At 41.3% G+C, this 20771-nt stretch carries 27 protein-coding genes and 1 riboswitch; of the genes, 17 read left to right on the plus strand and 10 right to left on the minus strand.

Features of this window, described 5'->3' with window-relative positions; translation table 11 throughout:
* Positions 1-283 precede the first annotated feature (283 nt).
* Both ACVBAX_RS08105 and ACVBAX_RS08110 read left to right on the plus strand, forming a co-directional pair.
* Positions 284-946: a DNA alkylation repair protein gene (locus ACVBAX_RS08105; protein WP_447116591.1), complete on the plus strand. Its 663-nt coding sequence runs from the start codon at positions 284-286 to the stop codon at positions 944-946.
* A gap of 14 nt (positions 947-960) precedes the next feature.
* Positions 961-1818: a Cof-type HAD-IIB family hydrolase gene (locus tag ACVBAX_RS08110; RefSeq protein ID WP_447116592.1), complete on the plus strand. Its 858-nt coding sequence runs from the start codon at positions 961-963 to the stop codon at positions 1816-1818.
* Between the two features lie 26 nt (positions 1819-1844).
* Here the strand turns inward: ACVBAX_RS08110 and ACVBAX_RS08115 are convergent, their stop codons facing one another.
* From ACVBAX_RS08115 to ACVBAX_RS08125, 3 genes are read right to left on the minus strand one after another with little or no spacing between them, the layout of a single operon-like run.
* Positions 1845-2498, minus strand: a complete 654-nt coding sequence (locus ACVBAX_RS08115; protein WP_447116593.1) for a TetR/AcrR family transcriptional regulator — start codon at positions 2496-2498, stop codon at positions 1845-1847.
* A gap of 12 nt (positions 2499-2510) precedes the next feature.
* Positions 2511-3539, minus strand: a complete 1029-nt coding sequence (locus ACVBAX_RS08120; RefSeq protein WP_447116594.1) for an ABC transporter permease — start codon at positions 3537-3539, stop codon at positions 2511-2513.
* On the minus strand, positions 3539-4258 hold the full coding sequence (locus ACVBAX_RS08125) for an ABC transporter ATP-binding protein (RefSeq protein WP_447116595.1): 720 nt from the start codon (positions 4256-4258) through the stop codon (positions 3539-3541). The genes ACVBAX_RS08120 and ACVBAX_RS08125 overlap by 1 nt, the downstream gene beginning before the upstream one ends.
* Positions 4259-4415: 157 nt before the next feature.
* On the opposite strand from ACVBAX_RS08125, the gene ACVBAX_RS08130 reads away from it, so the two are divergent.
* A complete protein-coding gene (locus ACVBAX_RS08130) occupies positions 4416-4865 on the plus strand; it encodes an SRPBCC family protein (RefSeq protein WP_447116596.1) in 450 nt (149 codons plus the stop codon).
* 40 nt (positions 4866-4905) lie between these two features.
* Here ACVBAX_RS08130 and bshB2 read toward each other — a convergent pair whose 3' ends face one another.
* Positions 4906-5571, minus strand: coding sequence for a bacillithiol biosynthesis deacetylase BshB2 (bshB2, locus tag ACVBAX_RS08135; RefSeq protein WP_447116597.1), 666 nt, complete (start codon positions 5569-5571; stop codon positions 4906-4908).
* Positions 5572-5584: 13 nt separating this feature from the next.
* Positions 5585-5932, minus strand: coding sequence for a YojF family protein (locus ACVBAX_RS08140; protein WP_119710310.1), 348 nt, complete (start codon positions 5930-5932; stop codon positions 5585-5587).
* 168 nt (positions 5933-6100) lie between these two features.
* Positions 6101-6248: riboswitch (FMN riboswitch) on the plus strand.
* Between the two features lie 419 nt (positions 6249-6667).
* Here ACVBAX_RS08140 and ribE point away from each other — a divergent pair.
* Genes ribE through ribH form a run of 3 tightly spaced genes read left to right on the plus strand, consistent with a single transcriptional unit; the run spans position 6668 to position 9010 of the window.
* Positions 6668-7324, plus strand: a complete 657-nt coding sequence (gene ribE / locus ACVBAX_RS08145; protein WP_447116598.1) for a riboflavin synthase — start codon at positions 6668-6670, stop codon at positions 7322-7324.
* A gap of 12 nt (positions 7325-7336) precedes the next feature.
* The gene (locus ACVBAX_RS08150) at positions 7337-8530 is read left to right on the plus strand and encodes a bifunctional 3,4-dihydroxy-2-butanone-4-phosphate synthase/GTP cyclohydrolase II (RefSeq protein ID WP_447116599.1); all 1194 of its coding nucleotides are present in this window, start codon (positions 7337-7339) and stop codon (positions 8528-8530) included.
* Between the two features lie 12 nt (positions 8531-8542).
* Positions 8543-9010, plus strand: a complete 468-nt coding sequence (gene ribH / locus ACVBAX_RS08155; protein WP_447116732.1) for a 6,7-dimethyl-8-ribityllumazine synthase — start codon at positions 8543-8545, stop codon at positions 9008-9010.
* 290 nt (positions 9011-9300) lie between these two features.
* Here the strand turns inward: ribH and pdxK are convergent, their stop codons facing one another.
* On the minus strand, positions 9301-10122 hold the full coding sequence (pdxK, locus tag ACVBAX_RS08160) for a pyridoxine/pyridoxal/pyridoxamine kinase (protein WP_447116600.1): 822 nt from the start codon (positions 10120-10122) through the stop codon (positions 9301-9303).
* 244 nt (positions 10123-10366) lie between these two features.
* Between pdxK and mobA the strand changes: the two genes are divergently transcribed.
* The 9 genes from mobA (at position 10367) to ACVBAX_RS08205 (ending at position 15552) form a co-directional block, all read left to right on the plus strand.
* Complete coding sequence (gene mobA, locus ACVBAX_RS08165; protein WP_447116601.1) at positions 10367-10948, plus strand: molybdenum cofactor guanylyltransferase; 582 nt, start codon at positions 10367-10369, stop codon at positions 10946-10948.
* Positions 10949-10988: 40 nt separating this feature from the next.
* Complete coding sequence (locus ACVBAX_RS08170) at positions 10989-11453, plus strand: molybdenum cofactor biosynthesis protein MoaE (protein WP_160545904.1); 465 nt, start codon at positions 10989-10991, stop codon at positions 11451-11453.
* Positions 11446-11676 (plus strand): molybdopterin converting factor subunit 1, encoded by a 231-nt coding sequence (gene moaD / locus ACVBAX_RS08175; RefSeq protein WP_430774445.1) that lies wholly within the window; start codon positions 11446-11448, stop codon positions 11674-11676. Before ACVBAX_RS08170 ends, moaD begins: the two co-directional genes overlap by 8 nt.
* A gap of 40 nt (positions 11677-11716) precedes the next feature.
* Positions 11717-12736, plus strand: coding sequence for a MoeB/ThiF family adenylyltransferase (locus ACVBAX_RS08180; protein WP_447116602.1), 1020 nt, complete (start codon positions 11717-11719; stop codon positions 12734-12736).
* Between the two features lie 497 nt (positions 12737-13233).
* Positions 13234-13968 (plus strand): DUF4230 domain-containing protein, encoded by a 735-nt coding sequence (locus tag ACVBAX_RS08185; protein WP_447116603.1) that lies wholly within the window; start codon positions 13234-13236, stop codon positions 13966-13968.
* Positions 13958-14623, plus strand: a complete 666-nt coding sequence (locus ACVBAX_RS08190; protein WP_447116604.1) for a uracil-DNA glycosylase — start codon at positions 13958-13960, stop codon at positions 14621-14623. Before ACVBAX_RS08185 ends, ACVBAX_RS08190 begins: the two co-directional genes overlap by 11 nt.
* 14 nt (positions 14624-14637) lie before the next feature.
* On the plus strand, positions 14638-14805 hold the full coding sequence (locus tag ACVBAX_RS08195; RefSeq protein ID WP_391557972.1) for a uracil-DNA glycosylase: 168 nt from the start codon (positions 14638-14640) through the stop codon (positions 14803-14805).
* Between the two features lie 60 nt (positions 14806-14865).
* On the plus strand, positions 14866-15162 hold the full coding sequence (locus tag ACVBAX_RS08200) for a YwdI family protein (protein WP_447116605.1): 297 nt from the start codon (positions 14866-14868) through the stop codon (positions 15160-15162).
* Positions 15163-15180: 18 nt separating this feature from the next.
* Positions 15181-15552, plus strand: coding sequence for a DUF423 domain-containing protein (locus tag ACVBAX_RS08205; protein ID WP_447116606.1), 372 nt, complete (start codon positions 15181-15183; stop codon positions 15550-15552).
* Positions 15553-15602: 50 nt separating this feature from the next.
* Here ACVBAX_RS08205 and gerQ read toward each other — a convergent pair whose 3' ends face one another.
* The 3 genes from gerQ to hemQ form a co-directional block, all read right to left on the minus strand.
* A complete protein-coding gene (gerQ, locus tag ACVBAX_RS08210; protein ID WP_447116607.1) occupies positions 15603-16151 on the minus strand; it encodes a spore coat protein GerQ in 549 nt (182 codons plus the stop codon).
* A 27-nt stretch (positions 16152-16178) separates the two neighbouring features.
* The gene (locus ACVBAX_RS08215) at positions 16179-16601 is read right to left on the minus strand and encodes a cell wall hydrolase (protein ID WP_447116608.1); all 423 of its coding nucleotides are present in this window, start codon (positions 16599-16601) and stop codon (positions 16179-16181) included.
* Positions 16602-16757: 156 nt separating this feature from the next.
* Positions 16758-17504, minus strand: coding sequence for a hydrogen peroxide-dependent heme synthase (hemQ, locus tag ACVBAX_RS08220; protein ID WP_430774453.1), 747 nt, complete (start codon positions 17502-17504; stop codon positions 16758-16760).
* 275 nt (positions 17505-17779) lie between these two features.
* Here hemQ and pta point away from each other — a divergent pair, with 275 nt between their 5' ends.
* Positions 17780-18757 (plus strand): phosphate acetyltransferase, encoded by a 978-nt coding sequence (gene pta / locus ACVBAX_RS08225; RefSeq protein WP_447116609.1) that lies wholly within the window; start codon positions 17780-17782, stop codon positions 18755-18757.
* Positions 18758-18833: 76 nt separating this feature from the next.
* Complete coding sequence (locus tag ACVBAX_RS08230) at positions 18834-19682, plus strand: lipoate--protein ligase family protein (protein WP_447116610.1); 849 nt, start codon at positions 18834-18836, stop codon at positions 19680-19682.
* 271 nt (positions 19683-19953) lie between these two features.
* Here the strand turns inward: ACVBAX_RS08230 and ACVBAX_RS08235 are convergent, their stop codons facing one another.
* Positions 19954-20709 (minus strand): RsfA family transcriptional regulator, encoded by a 756-nt coding sequence (locus ACVBAX_RS08235; RefSeq protein WP_447116611.1) that lies wholly within the window; start codon positions 20707-20709, stop codon positions 19954-19956.
* Positions 20710-20771: the final 62 nt, after the last annotated feature.

Raw genomic sequence — 20771 nt, forward strand, 5'->3', positions numbered from 1 at the left:
TTCCGTCTATTGGCTCGAAAAAATGGAAAAGGGGAGGTTTTACGTTGCATAAGCGGAAATCCTCCCTTTATTTACCCCGAAACGAGCTCCAATCTGCATCTAACCGGAAAATCTCCGCTTATTACGATTGTTGATTTCAGCACGTATTTTAAGAAAAGCACTTCAAAATGGCCCCCCTACTTTCGTGAATTTTGGCCATTTAATAAATTTTTACAGTTGCATTGTTGGAAAATTTACAAAAAAACTCTTACAATAAAGTTATGTCACTATAAAGGAGCACTGTATGAAAGAGATCCTCATCCTAACAAAATTATTTCGAGCGAATGGAAATCGCGAGAATGCTTATTATATGGAAAAATATATGCGAAACCAATTTCCTTTTCTAGGAATCAAAACGCCATTAAGACGTGAGCTTATGAAGCAGTTTTTTGAGGAAACCAGTTTATTAAAACAGCCATATAATGAAGAGTTTGTCGAAGAGGTATGGGCCCTTCCAGAAAGGGAGTTTCAAGCAGCTGCACTTGATTATATGGAAAAATCGTTAAAAAAGCTGGAAAAACGGCATCTGCCTGGAATTGAAAAGCTCATCACCACCAAGTCATGGTGGGACACTGTTGATGTTCTCGGTCCCAAAGCAGTCGGAAAAATAGCAGCCGATCATCCAGAAGTAATTAAGGAAACGATTGATAATTGGGCGTATGGTGATGATTTATGGTTAAGGCGTGCAGCAATTCTTTTTCAATTAAAATATAAAAAGAATACAAATGAAGAGCTTTTGTATCGTTATTGTAGAGAAAACGCCGACAGCAAGGAGTTTTTTATACAAAAGGGGATTGGCTGGGCATTGCGTGAATACTCAAAAACGAATCCGAGCAGTGTAAAGAATTTTATTGAACGCTCGTCTTTATCCAAGCTCAGTATTCGTGAAGGCAGTAAATACATATAGAGGTGGAACCGATTATGATTAAATGCATCGCTAGTGATATGGATGGAACATTATTAAACTCAAAGCAGGAAGTATCCGAAAAGAACCGCGAGGCGATTCAAAAGGCGCTGAATTCAGGAGTAGAAGTCGTTATTGCAACGGGTCGTTCCTATGAAGAGGCTATATCAGTTTTACAAGAGTCTGGCTTACAGTTACCGATTATTTGTGCCAATGGAGCAGAGATACGAACAAAAGAAGGCGAAGTCGTCAAGGCTCATCCGCTAGATCACAAGATCGCAAAACAAGCAGCAGACGTGTTAAATCAATTCGGCATTTACTACGAAATTTATACAAGTGAAGGTACTTATACAGTCGATTATGATAAGGGAGTTGATATCATTATCGACATCTTTACGACTGCGAATCCTGAGCTTTCAAGAGAATTAGTGGAAGAAGAAGCTCAACATCGATATGAGAAAGGCTTGATTCATATGGTGGATAGCTATGAGCCGATTTTAAACGGAGAAAAAACCATTTATAAGCTATTAGTATTCCATAAGGATCACAGCTTTTTAGATGAGGTCGAGGAAAAGCTTAAGCAAATTGATCATCTAGAAGTGACCTCTTCAGCATTTGGAAATCTAGAGTTGATGAACACACAAGCACAAAAGGGGATTGCATTAGCTGAGTTTGTAGAAGAAAAGGGAATATCCTTACAAGATACGATGGCACTTGGCGATAATTATAATGACTTATCCATGTTTCGAGTGGTGGGTCGATCAGTAGCCATGGGCAATGCCAATGATGATATTAAAGAACAATGCACGTATGTGACATTGAGAAATGACGAAAGCGGTGTAGGAGAAGCGATCCTACAAGCATTAGCTGAGTAAAACAGAAAGGCTTGAGGAATGAACCCTCAAGCCTTTTCTTTTGGTGCTAATCCATGCAAAATAAATTGAATCGTTGCTTCGATTTCTTGTTCATCGTCCCAATCTAGCTCGGGAAATAGAAGATAGCGCCCGATCAGGAATCCGAAAATACTGGAAGCTGTCATTCGAACGACTTGATATGGAGGAAGGTCAATCAATTGGCCAGCCTCTTGATAATGCTTGATAATAGCTTCCATTCTTTCGTAAACCTTAATCGCAATATGCTCTTTGAATTGCTTTTGAAGTTCTGGTTGAAAAGGAATTTCTTGAAGGACAATTTTGAACAAGGGAATGTTTGCATTTAGAAACTCGGCCCGATTATGAATCATTGCCCGTAAAAAATCTTCTAAGCTTTCAAAATCCTGGTTCAACACTTTATTCAAGTCTTTTATCACAAACGGTGCAATCAGCTTTGCCATCATAGGAGCAACAATCGATAACAAGAGATCTTTTTTTGTTTTATAATGGCGGAAAATGGTCCCTTCAGCTACACCTGCTTTCTTTGCGATTTCACTCGTGGAAGTAGCGGCATAGCCTTTTTCAGCGAAGGATTCAATAGCAGCTTCGAGAATGAGCTTTTGTTTTTCGGTAAGATTCTCGTTTTTATCTATAATCTCATCAATCATATGATTATCTGACATATAAACTCCTTGTTAAATAGAACGATATTTTTTTAGGGCAAGGATGTTTAAAACCATGAAAAGAAGTGAAAATCCTGCTAACATAAGCAAATCAAATGAAATATCACCCCACCCATACCCTCTTATCATAACATTTCTTAAGGCGTCTGCTCCATAGTACAAGGGAGTGAGTGGACCAATCCAGCTTAAATAATCTGAAATCGTTTCAAGATTAAACAATCCAGAGAAAAAGATCTGTGGAACGATGACAAGCGGAATAAACTGAATCATTTGCAATTCATTGTTTGCGAAGGCTGAAAGCAATACCCCTAATGTTAAAGCGGTCAAAGATAAGAGTAAGGTAATGACAAGCACATAAATAAACGCACCCTCCATCATCATTCCAAGAACATAGATGGCATAGGAGGCAATAATGGTCGCTTGTATCATCGTGAAAATTCCAAAGCCGATCACATAACCAACCACGATTTCCCATTTTCGAAGAGGACTACAAAGCAGCCTCTCAAGCGTTCCGGTCGTTCGTTCTCGTAAAAAGGATACTCCAGCAATAAGGAATACGAAAAAGAAGATAAAAAATCCGAGCAACACGGGCCCAAACGAGTCAAACTGGCTCATCTCACTTGAACCGTGGAGATAGTTGACCTCAAGCATAGCGGCGGAGGAGTCAGGTTGCATGGACTTCAGTGACTCCTGTAACCACTTCATCGTTGCTCCATTGATGGTGGGGTCACTACCTTCTAACGTTAGCTGAAGAGTGGCTCCTGACATATTCACATATCCATCAATATCTCGTTTCTTTAAGGCCGTCTTTGCTTCGTCGGCTGTATCGTATAGGGTGATGGCGGCTTCATCATCATCGAGCTGCTCTACAAGGGGAGTGGGAAGATCAACAAAACCAACCTTTGGTGAGTAGCTATCTCCATTAAAGACAAGATGAAGCATCGTTAAAACTAGAATGGGAGCCATAATGAGCAGTAGCATCGTTCGTTTATCACGAACAATTTGTTTTAAAATTCTCCATACAAGGGCCATGACGCGCATCAGTTTCCACCTCCGTAGCTCAAAAAGGCATCTTCAAGATTCGTACTGTTCATGCTTTCTTTTAGTGCTTGTGGAGTACCGACAGCGATTAAGTGTCCGTCTCTTATCATCCCTAATCGATCACATTTTTCTGCTTCATCCATGACATGTGTGGTGACAATAATGGTTACTCCTTGCTTTTTTAACTCATAAAAGGATTCCCAAATGCTTTTCCGAAGCACAGGGTCAATCCCGACCGTAGGTTCATCTAAAATTAATAGCTTTGGTTCATGGATAAGGGCAATTGCAAGTGAGAGGCGGCGCTTCATTCCTCCTGAGTAATTGGAAACGGGTTTATTGATATGGTCAGTTAGCTGAACAATCTCCATACAAGCTTGAATTCTTTCCTTTTGACGGGCTCTTTTTATTCCGTATAAAGAAGCAAAGAATTGAAGATTTTCTCTTGCCGTTAGTTCTCCGTACAAGGCATCCGACTGAGCCATATAACCGATTTTTGAAATGATTTCAAGTGAAGGCATCACGACGCTAAATACTTTGTTTTTCCCCGTTGAAGGGAGCTCAAGGCCCACAAGCTGCTTCACGAGGGTGGTTTTTCCTGCGCCGGATGGACCAAGTAATCCGAAAATTTCTCCCTCGTTAATATCTAAACTAATTCCTTTTAATACTTCTTGCTTTCCAAAGTGCTTTGTCACCTGTTCAATTTGGACAATTGGATTCATGTGTATCCCTCCTTAAAATAAAAGTGAGTAATCACTCATTACAATCATAAGCGAAACTTTTTCAAATGAAAAGGGAGATTTTGTGAATATTTTCGACAGATATTTTACGGTATTTTAGTATAATAAGGACAAACAATCGTCCCGAGGTGCATAATAAATGGCTGATTTTCGAGTAAGTGAGATCATTCACCGACCGATCGAAGAAGTATTTAGTTATCTATCAAACCTAGAAAATGCCACAACTCTATTGCCGTTTGTGACGGATATGGAGAAATTGTCTAATGGACCAGTTGGACATGGAAGCCGTTACTTAGAAACAAGGCTAGTCAGAAGAAGACATATACAAGCGGAAGTTCACATAACCATGTTCAATCGACCAACGGCCTTTACTTCAAAAAGTACTTCAAATGGAGTAGAAATCCTTTATCACTATACATTTTCGGCCATTGAGGAAGGTACCCAGGTAGAGATGGTGGCCGAAGTGAATACAGGGGGATTTTTAAGCTTCCTTACGAAAAAACAGCTAGTCAAAATTATTAAAAATGAAGATGGCGGACAGTTACAGAAGTTAAAAGAAGTACTTGAGGCGGAAGAAGTTTACAGATAAAGAAAGTGCCCACAGACTAGGAATCCTGTGGGCATTGTTTTTAAAATTTATACGTCCAGAAACGTTCGTTATTAACCCAAGCAATCATGTCGGGATCATTTGCTTTAAGCTTTTCAGCCATATTTTGAATCATTAATTGCGTTTGTGACGCATGAGCCTGGATCGTGGCAATTTTCTGATCAGATACTGCAGTAACATCATTTACGATGTCCGGTGCTCCAAGTTCATCCAACGAGTTTTTAGAAAAAGCGACACAGTGCAGCTTGGGTCTTTTTTCTGGAGCTAATCGACCGACCGCGTTTACAACTGCAGCACCCGTTGCATCGTGGTCAGGGTGTACGGAATATCCTGGGTAAAACGTGATGATTAAGGACGGGTTCACATCGGCAATGATTTCCCCCATATGATCGGCCAATTTTTCAGGATCCTCAAACTCTACCGTTTTATCGCGATATCCAAGCATGCGTAAATCTTGGATTCCAATCGATTTGGCTGCATTTTGAAGTTCCACTTTACGAATTTGCGGGAGCGATTCTCTTGTTGCAAACGGTGGATTCCCTAAATTGCGCCCCATTTCACCAAGCGTTAAGCAAGCATATGTGACAGGTGTCCCGTTTTGAATATGCAAAGCAAGGGTGCCTGAAACACCAAATGCCTCGTCGTCAGGATGAGGGAAAATGACTAAAATTTGACGTTCTTTTTCCATGATGCGCTCCTCTCTACTCAAATGGTGTTGGACTGATTTGGAAAGCAACTGCTAGTTTTCCTTGATAATCGTGTCCAGCCATTAATAATCTATTTTGATCATCTACTTCAAAATGAGTAATTCCTTCTGCATAAACCCAGCCAATATTCAGCTTCAAGCCAATGCGATAAGGACCATTTCCTTTGATTTGACCAATCTCGTATTTCACCAGTGCATTGCGAATAAATGCCCCTGAGGAAAAAAAGGATTCATCATTATGAGTCGCATACGCTCCATTTGTCGTTTCTAAATGTATATACACATCTTGGTTCGCAAGACGGTTTAGCTCTTTTTGAACTTCTTCCACTATGACAAGCTCCATCTTATTTCCTCCTTCACTTCTTTAACACATATAATAATCTATATATTACTAAAAACGTGCTGGAAAAGCGAAAAGTAGGATTGGTTGATTTTAAACAATATTGTGTCTGTAAGAGTTTTAGCTTTTCATTTGCGGAATGTTTAGGGTATAATGAGAGCAATTTAAATAGTATTCCTTCGGGGTCGGGTGCAATTCCCAACCGGCGGTGATGAAGCAAGAGCTTCTTAGTCCGTGACCCGTTTGAGTGTTCATTCAAACGGTGGATCTGGTGAAACTCCAGAGCCGACAGTTAAAGTCTGGATGGGAGAAGGAAAAAAAATTTTGGTTTATGTGTATGGGTGAAGTGTACCCATTTTTAGACCTTTATTTGACATTGGCTTTTTTCTGACCCCGTTCCTTAATTGGTGCGGGGTTTTGTTTTTGTTTATGACTCCATCATGAAGGAATATTTGAGGCAAAAGGTCATAAAAGAGTGGTTATGACTTGTTGCCATTTGAAGATTCAGGTTAAAAGGTCATAAACTATGGTTTATGACAGGTGCGCTTTTAAAAAGAGAATGCTTTAGGTCATAAAAGCTTGTTTATGACCCTTATGGATGAAAATTCGGTCTCTATCAGTCATAAGCAATAGATATGGTCTTACACGAGAGAATCCCGAGATTTTCGGAAATGCTACAAGTAGGAAAAGGTAAAATGAGCGACATAAGTAGCTTGACCAAGGAAGGAGGCAAGAAAAATGTTTACAGGGATTATTGAGGAAATTGGACTGGTAACCAATACAAAGAATACAGGGCAATCTTCGGTGCTAACGATTGAGGCCAATCATATTCTCACGGATGTAAAGCTTGGCGACAGTATCGCCGTGAATGGAGTATGTTTAACGGTCACTTCTTTCACGTCTAACGCATTCACAGTAGATGTGATGCCGGAGACGATTAAGGCGACCAGCTTGCGAGATGTAGAACCAGGGTCCCATGTGAACCTGGAAAGGGCGATGGCAGCTGGCGGACGGTTTGGTGGTCACTTCGTGTCGGGGCATGTGGATGGTCTCGGAGTGATTAAAGAACAGAGAGAGGTTGCCAATGCCGTGTACTACGAGATAGAAGTATCGAGTGACCTTTTACACTATATAATCGAAAAAGGGTCTGTTACAGTGGACGGAACTAGTTTAACGGTTTTTGGTGTGTCAGAAACGAGTTTCCTTCTTTCATTGATTCCACACACGTTATCGGAAACGATTATCGGGCGAAAAGGGGCTGGGGATATCGTGAATATTGAGTGCGATATGATTAGTAAGTACATTTCGCATTTTTTATTCAAACAAGCAACTCAAACCATTCAAAAGAGTTCTTCTCTTTCGGCTCAATTTCTAGAGGATAATGGGTTTAAATAAGGAGGAAAAGATATGTTTAATTCGATTGAAGAAGCATTGGAAGACTTAAAGAATGGAAAAGTCATCATCGTGTGTGACGATGAAGACCGAGAAAACGAAGGAGATTTCATTTCGTTAGCGGAAAAAACAACGCCTGAGGTCATCAATTTAATGGCCACACATGGTAGAGGGCTGATTTGTGTTCCAATCGAAGAGGAGTTAGCTCAGAAGCTCGAGCTCATGCCGATGGTTGCTAGAAACACGGATCCGCATGGGACAGCCTTTACTGTAAGTATTGATCATAAAAACTCTACGACAGGGATATCCGCCTTTGAGCGTTCGGATACGATTTTAGAAATGCTCAATCCGGAATCAAAACCTGCTGATTTTAAACGTCCTGGTCATATTTTTCCGCTAATAGCGAAAAAAGGCGGGGTACTGAAGCGTGCAGGTCATACGGAGGCAGCTGTTGACTTGGCCATGCTATCAGGCGCAAAACCAGCAGGGGTTATTTGTGAAATCATGAATGAAGATGGCAGCATGGCACGTGTACCACAGTTAAAAGAGATTGCCAATAAGCTGAATGTCAAAATGATTACCATTAAAGATTTAATTGAGTATCGTAATCGCGAAGATCGCTTAATTCAAAGAGAAGTGGAAATTGAACTTCCAACTGAATTTGGTCAATTCCGAGCTGTGGGATATTCCAATGTCATTGATGGCAAAGAGCATGTCGCTTTAGTAAAAGGAACGATTGACTCTAGCAAACCAATTCTAGTTCGCGTTCACTCTGAATGCTTAACAGGTGATGTGTTCGGTTCGTATCGTTGCGACTGTGGTCCTCAGCTACATTCGGCTTTAAGCCAAATTGAGCAAGAAGGTACAGGAGTGTTACTGTATTTACGTCAAGAAGGTCGCGGACTTGGACTTTTGAACAAGCTAAGAGCGTACAAGCTTCAAGAGGAAGGCTACGATACGGTTGAAGCGAATGAGGAGCTTGGCTTTGGGGCCGATTTACGAGAGTACGGGATTGGTGCTCAAATTTTAAAAGACTTAGGGATTAGCCAAATTCGACTGTTAACAAACAATCCTCGAAAAATGAAAGGATTAAAGGGGTATGGTTTGGAAATTGTTGATCGTGTGCCGATCCAAATGCAATCACGAGAAGAGAACGAAAAGTATTTAAAAACAAAACAAAGTAAATTAGGACATTTACTACACTTCTAGGAGGAATTAATGATGGGAAAAAGCTTTGAAGGAAATTTAGTTGGCAGTGGGTTAAAGGTTGGAATCATTGTAGGTCGTTTCAATGAGTTTATTACAAGCAAATTACTTAGCGGAGCACAAGATGCTCTGAAAAGACACGGTGTGGCTGACGAAGATGTAGATGTGGCTTGGGTACCAGGTGCATTTGAAATTCCATTAATCGCCCAAAAAATGGCCCAAAGCAAGAAATATGATGCGGTAATCACATTAGGAACCGTTATTCGTGGAGCCACTCCACATTTTGATTTTGTATGTAATGAAGCAGCAAAAGGCGTACAGGCAACCACACTAAACACAGGCGTTCCCGTTATTTTCGGTGTGTTAACAACCAATACGATTGAACAAGCGATTGAAAGAGCAGGAACAAAGGCTGGAAACAAAGGCTGGGAATCAGCAGTTTCAGCAATTGAAATGGCGAATTTAGGTCGTATGTTTGAATAAGGCTCTTTTCTAAAACATTGTTGCTATATACACACTTTTTCAGAATTAAACTATAGGTTTCAGCAGCCAATTAGGATTTTATCATTCTTAGAAAAGTGCTACTCTCCAAATAGACCAATAAACTCAGCGTTATGCGGGGAAAAATCCGGCTTCTGGGATTTTTCCAAAACAACAATCTTTACGAAAACAGCCTTGAATAAAGAAAAGCGAAAGTACACTAGTTGCTGGGCGCTGGAGCTAGACATCTAAAGGAGAAAAGCCGCTGGAATCTATTCCAGCGGCTCTCTTTATTATGCATTCACTTTTGCACCAAAAGTACGGTACGCACCGTGCATTGTTGGTCCAACATACTCATTTAACTTAAATCCATGTGCGATTGCCGCTGTAATGAAGTCCTTTGCTGTAGCAACAGCTTCCTTCACCGATTTTCCTTTTGCAAGCTCGGCTGTAATAGCTGAAGAGTAAGTGCAGCCTGCGCCATGAATATAAGTGGTATCAATTTTTTCACTTTCTAGTAAAGTAAATTCCTCCCCATCAAACAGAAGGTCGACTGCTTTTTCGTGATGTAGCTTACTTCCACCCTTAATTAATACATACTTGGCACCAAGTGCATGAATTTTTACCGCTGCTTGCTTCATATCTTCAATCGTACGAAGAGGAGCGGTTTGTGCAAGCTGACTGGCTTCAAATAGATTTGGAGTGACAACTGTTGCACGTGGTACAAGGATTTCACGAAGAGCATCGGTCGTCTCTGGATGCAATACTTCGTCTTCCCCTTTACATACCATAACTGGATCAATAACGACGGTTTGAAGCTGGTTCTCATCAATTACCTTAGCAGCTAGCTCAATGATTTCCACCGTTCCTAACATGCCTGTCTTCATCGCATCGATTCCTACAGAAAGAATCGTTTCAAGCTGTGCTTCTAGCGTTTCAATCGCAATGGGAAACACATGGTGATGCCAATGATTTTTCGGATCCATCGTTACAATCGTTGTTAGAGCGGTCATTCCATACACGCCAAGCTCCTGGAATGTTTTTAAATCCGCTTGAATGCCAGCGCCTCCGCTTGTGTCAGAACCAGCGATTGTCATTACCTTTTTTAATGTCATTGTGTTGAACCTCCTATGAGCTTTATTTTTCTAATCATAGTCTAGTTTCCCAGATGTTTCTAGTATTTTCTTTCGGTTACCTAAATTAGTGATAAACTGTGCTGAATTTGTAAATAAAGGCGAACAGACTTAATAGTCTTTCTCCTCTTTCCATATTAAAATAGAGGAATATATTCTTAAAGAAAGGTGGACGAAGAGCCTGAGCAGAACAGGGATTATTTTAGCAGGTGGTCAATCAAGTCGAATGGGGCAAAACAAGGCATTGATGATGATTGACGGTGTACGAGTCATCGAAAGAATTAAAAATGAACTTGAAAAAATCACGGATGAGCTACTCATCGTTACCAACACATTTCATACTTATGAATATTTGAACATACCGATGGTTGAAGACGAGCAAAAAGGGAAAGGTCCCCTTGCAGGCATACAAGCAGGACTTAAAGCTTCCAGGTTCGAGAAAAACTTAATCGTGGCCTGTGATATGCCGTTTATCTCTTCATGCCTGGGGGAATTTTTACTAGAGGAGTTAGAAGACTATCAAGCAGCCATTCCAAAACTTGAAGGTCGAATGCATCCTCTATTTGGTGCATATCGAAAGGATGTTTTACAAGCAGTTTCGCAGTCTTTAGAGAAGAACGAGCTTCGTATCATGAGCCTGTTTCAGAATCTTCATGTGAACTATATTTCAGAAGATATCTTGAGCAGAGAAGGCATCCTAGTGAAGAATACGGATGTTTTTAATATGAATAATCAGATAGAGTATGAAAAAGCGTTAAAGCTAGATTGTGATGGGAACTCGTTTTGTGAGAAGAGCGAGGGAATATGATACAATCTTAAGACAAGATAGAACGGAAGTAGGTGCAAACATGAATTTTGAAATATCGAAAGAGCCCCTTGATACGCAATCGATTATTGACAAAGTCGTTCAAAGGGAAGCGGGAGCCATTACCACGTTTATTGGAACGGTAAGGGAGCTAACCGCTGGGAAAAAGACTTTATACTTAATTTATGAAGCATATGAGAGCATGGCTGTTAAAAAGCTGGAGCAAATTGGACGTGAAATCGAAGAGCGCTGGCCGGGGGCAAAGGTGGCGATATCGCACCGAGTAGGTAAGCTTGAAATCACGGATATAGCTGTTGTTATTGCTGTATCTACTCCACATCGTGCGGATGCATACGAAGCTAATCGTTACGCAATCGAACGAATCAAGGAGATCGTTCCCATTTGGAAAAAAGAGCATTGGGAAGACGGAGAAGAATGGATCGGAAATCAACTTGAAACGGTTGCTTATCCAAAAGGAAAACCAGAGGAGAGTGATCTAAATGAATAAAGTCATGTTTTTCGCTCATTTGCGTGATGCGGTTGGAGAAGAATCGGTAGGGGTAGACCTTACTGGAAAAACAATTGCGGAGGCTAAAGCAATTTTAAGCGAGCAGTATGGAGTGAATTTGGATACGGTTATGGCAGCAGTAAACGAAGAGTTTGCTGGTGACGAAGATGTGCTGAGTGATGGAGATGTGGTTGCGTTTATACCTCCTGTGAGTGGAGGATGATTAGAAAAGAGTAGCCGGACAGAGAAAGGAGGTTTGAAGCATGGATGATCGGTATTCAAGGCAAATTCTTTTTTCGCCGATTGGAAAAAGTGGACAGGACAAGCTGAGATCTAAGCATGTGCTGATGATTGGTGCCGGTGCACTTGGGTCGGGAAATGGTGAAGTGCTTACGCGCGCGGGAGTTGGGAAGCTAACGATTGTGGATCGAGATTATGTGGAAGCAAGCAATCTGCAAAGACAGCAGCTGTACACAGAAGAAGATGTTCGAGAGAAGCTTCCAAAGGCGATTGCAGCTGAAAAGAGATTGCGTGCCATTAATAGTGAGGTTGAGATTGTGCCGATTGTTGGCGATGCATCGCCTGACATCTTAGAGGAGCTTGTTGCGGATGTGGACTTGATCTTGGATGCGACGGATAATTTTGAAACGCGAATGGCCATTAACGATATTTCTCAAAAGTACAAAATCCCTTGGATCTATGGCGCTTGTGTTGGGAGCTTTGGCATGAGCTTTACGATTATTCCAGGCAAAACTCCGTGCTTAAATTGTTTGCTGAAAAGAATCCCTATTCAAGGAATGACCTGTGATACAGGAGGAATCATTGGACCGGCTGTGCAGATGGTCATTGCTCATCAGTCGGCAGAAGTGCTGAAGATTCTTGTGGAGGATTGGGAGGCGGTTCGTGATTCATTCGCAAGCTTTGATTTATGGCGAAATCAGTATACGAACATGAAAATGGGTAAAGGAAAGGATCCAGGCTGCTTGTCATGTGGCGAACTTCGCGAGTATCCGTATTTGGATAAGGAAAATCTTTCACGCTCAACGGTACTCTGTGGTCGTGATACGGTGCAAATTCGGCCACCACGACAAAGTGAACTAGATCTAGCGGACTTATCGAGTCGTCTAGTTCAGCTGGGGTACGTGGTGAAGGCAAATCCATATTTGCTTTCGGTTGAAATGGACGAGCAGCGTGTGGTTCTTTTTAAAGACGGAAGAGGACTTGTTCATGGAACGAAGGATATGAGTCAGGCACGGTCGATTTATCAGAGATTGTTGGGGTAGTTTGGTAGTTGGAGAGACGCTTTTTGAGTGCTTACTTATTAAAAGACACAAGAAAGACGTATGAATACGTCTTTTCTTTATGTATTAACATTTCTATTCCCATATCTAGGTTCAAGAGGGGCCGCGCTTATCGGATTGGGGATCAGGTTAAGCCTCGAGCTGATAAATAAACGGAGAACTTCCGCTTAAATAGTGATTATGATTAAAAAAGGCCTAAATAGAAGGAGAGATTCCGCCTATTGGCTCAAAAACTACGAAAATAGAAGATTTTGCTTTGCATAAGCGGAAAACCTCCCCTTATTTACCCCCAAACGAGGCTCCATTCTGCATCTAACCGGAAATTCTCCGCTTATTTCACTTTTGCTGGTTACTCAATTAAGGACAAGCCATCTTATTTAATCTACTAATATCTTCTAAACGACTTCTTTCTGCAAAATTCTACAAATTCCCTCGGCAGCCGTTATAATAAAATTTAGAAGTTTGTAAGGAGGGTGAAGATGAACGAGAAAGAAGTACAGGCGCAATTAGAGGCCTTGCAGAAGGAACTTACGGAAGCGAAGCAGCAAATGGCGGCCTCAATAACATTCAATGAGCTACAATATCATAATCAATCAAAAGCGAGAGTGATTCCGAAATCATTAGCATGGAAGCTAATAGGAATGGCCATTTTCATTCTAGTCATAATCGGAGCCGTTTTTGCGATAAAAGGAACCAATCAAGCTACCGTACAAAAAGGTAGTTTTATAGAGCAAATAAAAGACTTGTCGTCACTTGCGTCAGCACAGGCGTATGTAAAGGCAGTTATTGAAAAAGAGGACAATCAGCTATTTGGGAAGGAAATTAGTACGAATCTTCCAGGAACAAAGAGAAAGTTCCTTCTTATTATTCCAGGTACAGTTACAGCGGGAGTGGACTTAACTGGAATCACCCCATCCAATCTCCACGTAAATGAAGAAGAAAAAACAATAGAAATCAAGCTTCCACAAGCTTCGATTATCCAAGAGCCAACACTAGATTTTGACCAAGCTCAGGTGTTTTCCGTGGAAGGAATCTTTCGGGATGAAGTGAATTGGGATGAGGCTTACGAGCTTGCAGAGGAGGCCAAGGGGCTCATAAAGGAACAGGCACTATCTCAAGGACTCATACAGGTGGCAGAACAAAATGCAGAGAAAACATTAACGGAATTTTTCTCAGCACTTGGATATCGCGCGGTGATCACGTATGAAGAGTAATTGGAATGGCTGGGAGTCTTACATCGGGGACGAGTTTAAAAAGGAATACTTCACAAAGCTCGTACACCTGATTGAAGAGGAGTATGAACGGTATACGATCTATCCGAAAAGAGAGCATATCTTTTCTGCATTACAGTACACAAGGTATGAGCAGGTGAAAGTCGTCATACTTGGTCAGGATCCTTATCATGGACCAGAGCAAGCTCATGGCCTGAGCTTCTCAGTTCTCCCTGGTGTTCCAACGCCACCATCGTTAAAAAATATTTTCAAAGAGTTGCAGAGTGATGTAGGCACCCCCGTACCAAACCAAGGATATTTAAAAAAATGGGCCGATGAAGGGGTTCTTCTATTAAACACCGTTTTAACCGTTCGAGCGGGTCAGGCACATTCTCATAAAAAAATAGGCTGGGAAATCTTTACCGATGCAGTGATTAAAAAGCTTAGTGAGAGAGAGAAACCGATGGTGTTTTTGTTATGGGGGAAACCAGCACAAGAGAAAAAGAAGTTGATTTCCGATCATCATTTTATCATTGAAGCTCCTCATCCAAGCCCGCTTTCAGCTCATCGTGGTTTCTTTGGGAGCCGACCGTTTTCAAAGGCAAATGGCTGGCTGAAAGAGAACGGCTACACAGAGATTGATTGGACAATTAAATGAAAAAGGTGGATCACATGAAGGTGGAAAAAAAGGACTGCTTTAAGTGTCAGTATTTCTACGTGACCTGGGACCCTCATTTTCCAAAAGGATGTAAAGCATTTGGGTTTAAAACCAGGCAGCTTCCGTCGGTTGAAGTAATGAAGGCTTCGGGACAGGCTTGCCTACGTTTTGAGAAAAAGTAACGCTATTCTTTGGAAAAATCCGTGACAGGTCGTATACTATAGGGTAGACAAGGGTATGAGGTGAACGAATTGGATATTAGTGTGCAAAAGCTACTTTTAAAAATGGACCAGGAGCTGCAGGCAGCCAAATCAAGTGGAACAAACTCACAAGTGAGAGAACGAGTTCAAGCGATTAAAACGTTATGCGAGCTTGTCCTTGAAAGTCAAATGGGTGAGACCACACGTGAGCTACCGCGAGCGAATCCTATTATTCCAACAAACGAGAAGCAAATTCTAACTCCTTCACCCCTTCAAACACAGCCGAAAAAGCTGCAAATAGATGATGAAAGTAATGGAGATTCACTGTTTGATTTTTAACATAATGGGGTGGAGAGGTTGAAAACATTTATTATTATTGGTGCCATTAATGCTTTTTTAGCAGTAGCATTAGGGGCCTTCGGCGCACATGGTCTAGAAGGTCGAGTGGAGCAAAAATACTTAGAGATTTGGAAAACGGGAGTAACGTATCAAATGTTTCATGCTACCGGATTACTGATTGTAGGTGTGTTGCTTGGACGCTTGCCGGCTAATTCGCTTTTATCATGGTCAGGCTGGATGATGTTAATTGGTATCATTCTTTTCTCAGGTAGTTTGTACGTCATGACATTAACGAAAATAAGCATCCTTGGTGCGATTACACCATTAGGAGGCTTGTCGTTTTTAGCTGCATGGATTTTAATCATAGTAGCAGCGGTAAAATATTTGTAAACAACGAGGAGCATCCTGCATTTGGAGGATGCTCCTGTTTTTATATGTTATTAGCGGGGCGGATAAGAAGCTAATCCAGGAACATAGCCAGGATAATCATACTCAAGTTCCTCATCAAATGTTGCGTACGCGAAGTAGACCATCGGAATTAAATATCTCATTCCTGTTTGCGGGTCACTTAAAATTAAATGGTCGCGGCCAGCAGCTTCAATAATTCCCTTAAAGGTTCTAGATAGACCCTCATCGTTTCCGTCAAAATTGGTGTAAACGGTAGTTAGCTTTCCTTTGTTTAGGCGGAAGATGTTTTCGATATATGACTCCTCAAGCGGTAGCATACCTGGTACTTGAGGACCAGCTGATGGCGCGTTAAAGGCACCTGTGTATCCAGGAACAGCGCCTGCTGGTGGAATCGTTGAGCCCGCTGGCATAGTAGGATATGCTTGTGGTGGTGCACCGTATGTAGGCACACCGGTTCCAGCGCCTGCTACTTGGCCTGCTGTCGGATATTTTGGTGCAGTGGGCTGGACAGGGGCTCCGAAATAAGGTTGTTGATACCCTGTTTGTCTGTAAAAAGCATTTGGATCATAATTTTGTGACAAAGAAAATCCCTCCATTAGTAAACACATTTAATATACTTTCGGACAATCCTGCTGAGATGGACTGAAGAAGCAGTGCTGTTTATGCCGGCCTGTATTCCATTGGTTATACCATTGGGCAGGGCAAGAACCTGTAGGTCTGAAAAACCATAAAGAATTGGAGGCAGGATGGAAACGTTCCCCTTTTATCACGCGTCTAGCAAGTTTGATTTCATTTTCCCGGGGAGCTTGGTAAAAATAGCCCTTGATGGTTGCCTCAAAACCACCAGGACGCTGAAAAACCATTTTTTGCAAGTTGCGTATGTCTTTAAAATCCAGACATTGTCCTCTAACTCTATTCACACCAACATTTCCAACCATTAGCATACCTAAGTTTCCTTCACCTTCCGCTTCAGCTCGAATTAATCGGGCCAACAGCTTTACATGTTCTTCTGTGTAAGGGATCACACCCATAAATTTCACCTCTCTTCGTGTTGTACCTTCTGTGGTGAGATGAAAGGGTCAATTAAAAGGAAAAGCTCACTAATTCATTCGTATGTGAAGAGAAATTCTTTTATTCCTAGGTAATACAAAAAACCCTCTAGCCGAAGCTAGAGGGCCAAACATAATTTAATTAACGTGTAAGAAGCTATGTAGACGATCAATTTCTAATAAATTTCCTACAAAGAAGGCACCGAATTCACCGTAACGTGCACTAACTTCATCGAAGCGCATTTCGTATACGAGTTTTTTAAATTGTAGTACATCATCTGAGAACAGTGTTACGCCCCATTCGTAATCGTCGAAGCCAACAGATCCTGTAATAATCTGCTTCACTTTTCCTGCATACTGTCGACCGATCATGCCGTGGCTGCGCATCATTGTACGGCGCTCTTCCATCGGTAGCATATACCAGTTGTCATTGCCTTGGCGACGCTTGTCCATTGGATAGAAGCACACATGCTTCGCTTTTGGTAGAGTTGGATACAAACGAGCAAGGATTTCAGGGCTTTGATAAGGATCCTGATCAGCTGGAAGATAATTGCTTAGCTCAACAACAGAAACGTATGAATGAGCTGGAATGGTATATTCCGCAAGCATGGTCTTACTGAATTCTGTTTCGATTTCATTTAACTCTTCCATCGTTGGGCGTAAAATCATCATCATAAAATCAGCTTTTTGACCAACAATTGTATATAAAGCATGGCTGCCCTCTTTCTTATCTTGAGTGGCATTCCATTTTTCTACTAAACCTAAAAATTCATGAATAGCGGTTTGTCTGTCGTCGCTTGATAGTAATTTCCAAGCACTCCAATTAATTGTACGGAAGTCATGTAAACAATACCAGCCATCAAGGGTTTGTGCTGCTTCTGCCATTTGTTTCACTCCTCATTAGAATTATTATAATGTACAAAACATACTATACCATAGTTTCACCAGGAAACGTGTGAATAAAACCTGAATTTTCACGATGGTATGATTAAAAAAGGATATTTTTAATGAGAATTGCAGATAGTAAAGAAGATAAGTATTTTGTGGATTATTCAGAAAACAAAAACTTTTTAGGTGGAAACGGTAACAATCTGTGAAATAGTTGAAATTTTATGTGGTAAGCGTATGCTAAAGGTATAGTACATAAGGGAGGATTCGTCATGAGCGACCTATTTACAGGACTGAAGGAAAAAGTAAGTGGACAAAACATTAAGATCGTTTTTCCTGAAGGTCTAGACGAAAGAATTATTAGTGCAGCTGGACGTTTAGCTGAAGAGAATGTATTAACGCCTATTTTAATAGGAAATATAGAAGCAATTGAAACGAAGGCGAAAGAATTAGGCGTGTCTCTAGAGAAGGCTGAAATCTACGACCCAAGTCAATTTGCGATGATGGATGAGCTAGTGGCATCCTTTATCGAGAGAAGAAAAGGGAAGGTAACTGAAGAGGATGCACGCAAGATTTTACTTGATGAAAATTACTTTGGAACGATGCTTGTTTATTCAAACAAAGCGGATGGACTAGTAAGTGGTGCAGCCCATTCAACGGCTGATACGGTAAGACCTGCGCTTCAAATCATCAAAACAAAAGAAGGCGTTCGTAAAACATCAGGTGTATTTGTTATGGTACGTGAAGATGAAAAGTATGTGTTTGCAGATTGTGCGATCAACATTGCGCCAGATGCACAAGACTTAGCGGAAATCGCAGTAGAAAGTGCAAAAACAGCAAGAATGTTTGATATCGAGCCAAGAGTGGCGATGCTAAGCTTCTCAACAAAGGGTTCTGCGAAATCTCCAGAAACGGAAAAGGTATCTGCTGCTGTTCAAGAAGCAAAGCTAAGAGATCCTCTTCTAGTATTAGATGGAGAATTCCAATTTGACGCTGCATTTGTTCCTTCTGTAGCAAGGAAAAAAGCTCCAGACTCAGTGATTCAAGGGGATGCGAACGTATTTGTTTTCCCAAGCCTAGAAGCTGGTAATATTGGGTATAAAATTGCACAGCGTTTAGGAAACTTTGAAGCGGTTGGACCTATTTTACAAGGCTTAAACCGCCCCGTAAATGATCTTTCTCGCGGTTGTAATGAAGAAGATGTATACAAGCTGTCATTAATCACAGCTGCCCAAGCATTAAGTCAATAATGATTGTGAGCCAGTTTTTTAGCTGGCTCTTTTCTATGGTAAAATAAAGGCAAGAAAACAAGAGGTGACGGAAACGATGGAAGAAGCGCAGAAGCTATTAAACCAGCCTATATGGCGAATAATTGATCAATCAAGTACGGGACTTCATATGAGTGCTCTTCATTCGTTCGGGTATGATGATACACTCTGCGCCTCGATTGGTACAAAGGGAGCACCTGCAACGGTTCGAGCTTGGGTTCATGCTGATACCATCGTACTCGGAATCCAAGATACTAGATTGCCTTTTATAAGTGATGGACTAGAGTACTTGAAAGACCAAAGCTACGAGTATATCGTTCGTAATTCAGGTGGATTAGCTGTTGTACTTGATGAGGGGGTTCTAAATCTATCAATTATTCTCCCAGAACAGGAAAAGGGAATCGATATCAATCGAGGATATGATGCGATGTGGACGCTTGTTCAAGAGATGTTTGCTGATTTTGACCGTTCGATTGAGGCTCGTGAAATTGTAGGTTCTTACTGTCCAGGAAGTTATGACTTAAGCATTGCTGGAAAAAAGTTTGCTGGAATCTCCCAGCGACGTTTACGAGGCGGCGTGGCAGTACAAATCTATCTTTGCGTTACGGGAAGTGGAAGCGAACGTGCCAAGGTCATACAAGAGTTTTACAGTCGGGCCATTCAAGGGGAGGAGACGAAGTTCTCTTATCCAAAAATAGAGCCAGAGGTCATGGCCTCTTTGTCTGAGTTGTTTGGTGTTTCACTTTCGGTTCAAGATGTGATGTTAAGGCTCTTGCTCACCTTGAAAAAGAAGGCAGGACTCTTACAGGCAGGAGTGTTAACGGACGAAGAATTGCAAATGCTTGATTCTTATGTCTTAAGAGTGGTAGAGCGGAATGATAAATTTTTAGTTGAGGCGAATGAATAAAGAGAAGTACAAAAGCCGTACCCTATGCAGGTACGGCTTTTCAACTAAGAGATATTATTGCCTACTCTCCCAAAATAAGTCTCTATGTTTAAAAGAAAATATAAATTTTTGAACTTTGAACAGTGTCTAGCTCCAGCGCCCAGCGACTAGTGTACTTCGCTCTCTTCCCTACGATAAGTCAACATCGGAACGCTTACGCTCTCCGTGTTTCCTTTATCTCAGTCAGAGTGCTCCAGTCCATACGTCACTATACGGGCGCTTCCGCATTTCGTTATTCTGCGATTTTTTCAAGATTTCCATTTCGATCCATCTTAAATTTAGTGGCAGGACGTTCTTCTTCTTCCTCTAACACCACTAGTTTACGAGCACGATTCATGATTTTCATTAATGTCTCGTAATCTTCTTGGATAATTTCTGTATTTTGCTCGAGATGGTTTATCTTTCCTTCTAGTTCTTCATTGCGTCTTTTTAATGAAGCAATTTCGCGCTTCAGTCTCTCATTCTCACTTTTTAAAATATCCACTTGAATATTGGACCCACCTAGTGATCGGAGATAAGAGATGACGGTTTCCATATTCATCTCTCTTGAAGATGGCATTTGTGATGCTGCCGGGCTTGGTAAGGCTACTTGTGTAACGCTTTGCGCGATTTCTGCTGGTTCAATGGCCATTTCTTCAGAGAAATTTGGTACTTCATAAGTTTCTACTTCAGCTGCTGCAATGGGACCAACTTCTTCTAGTGTTGGAACTGGTGGTGAGTATAATAGTTTCTTTTTCCCACCTTGGTCTTTTCCTAGTATTCTTTGACGCTGCTTTCGTTGCTTTTTCGCTAATTGTAATGCTTTTTCATAGCGATGTCTTACAACGGCATTCCAGCGGAAACCACATGCTGCAGAGGTACGATTAAGCTTGTCCCCAACCTCTTCAAAAGCATTTAGCTGTGTGCTTCCTTCTCTTACATGTCGTAAAACCGTTTCGGCTAGTAATAAATCATTTTCATCTGTCCACGCGTCTTGTCTAACTTTCATTCTACTCAACTCCCTAACGAAAATTACATTTTCAAGTTCTTAGTTAAAGCATGACCACATGT

The organism is Robertmurraya sp. GLU-23 (genome assembly GCF_052983275.1).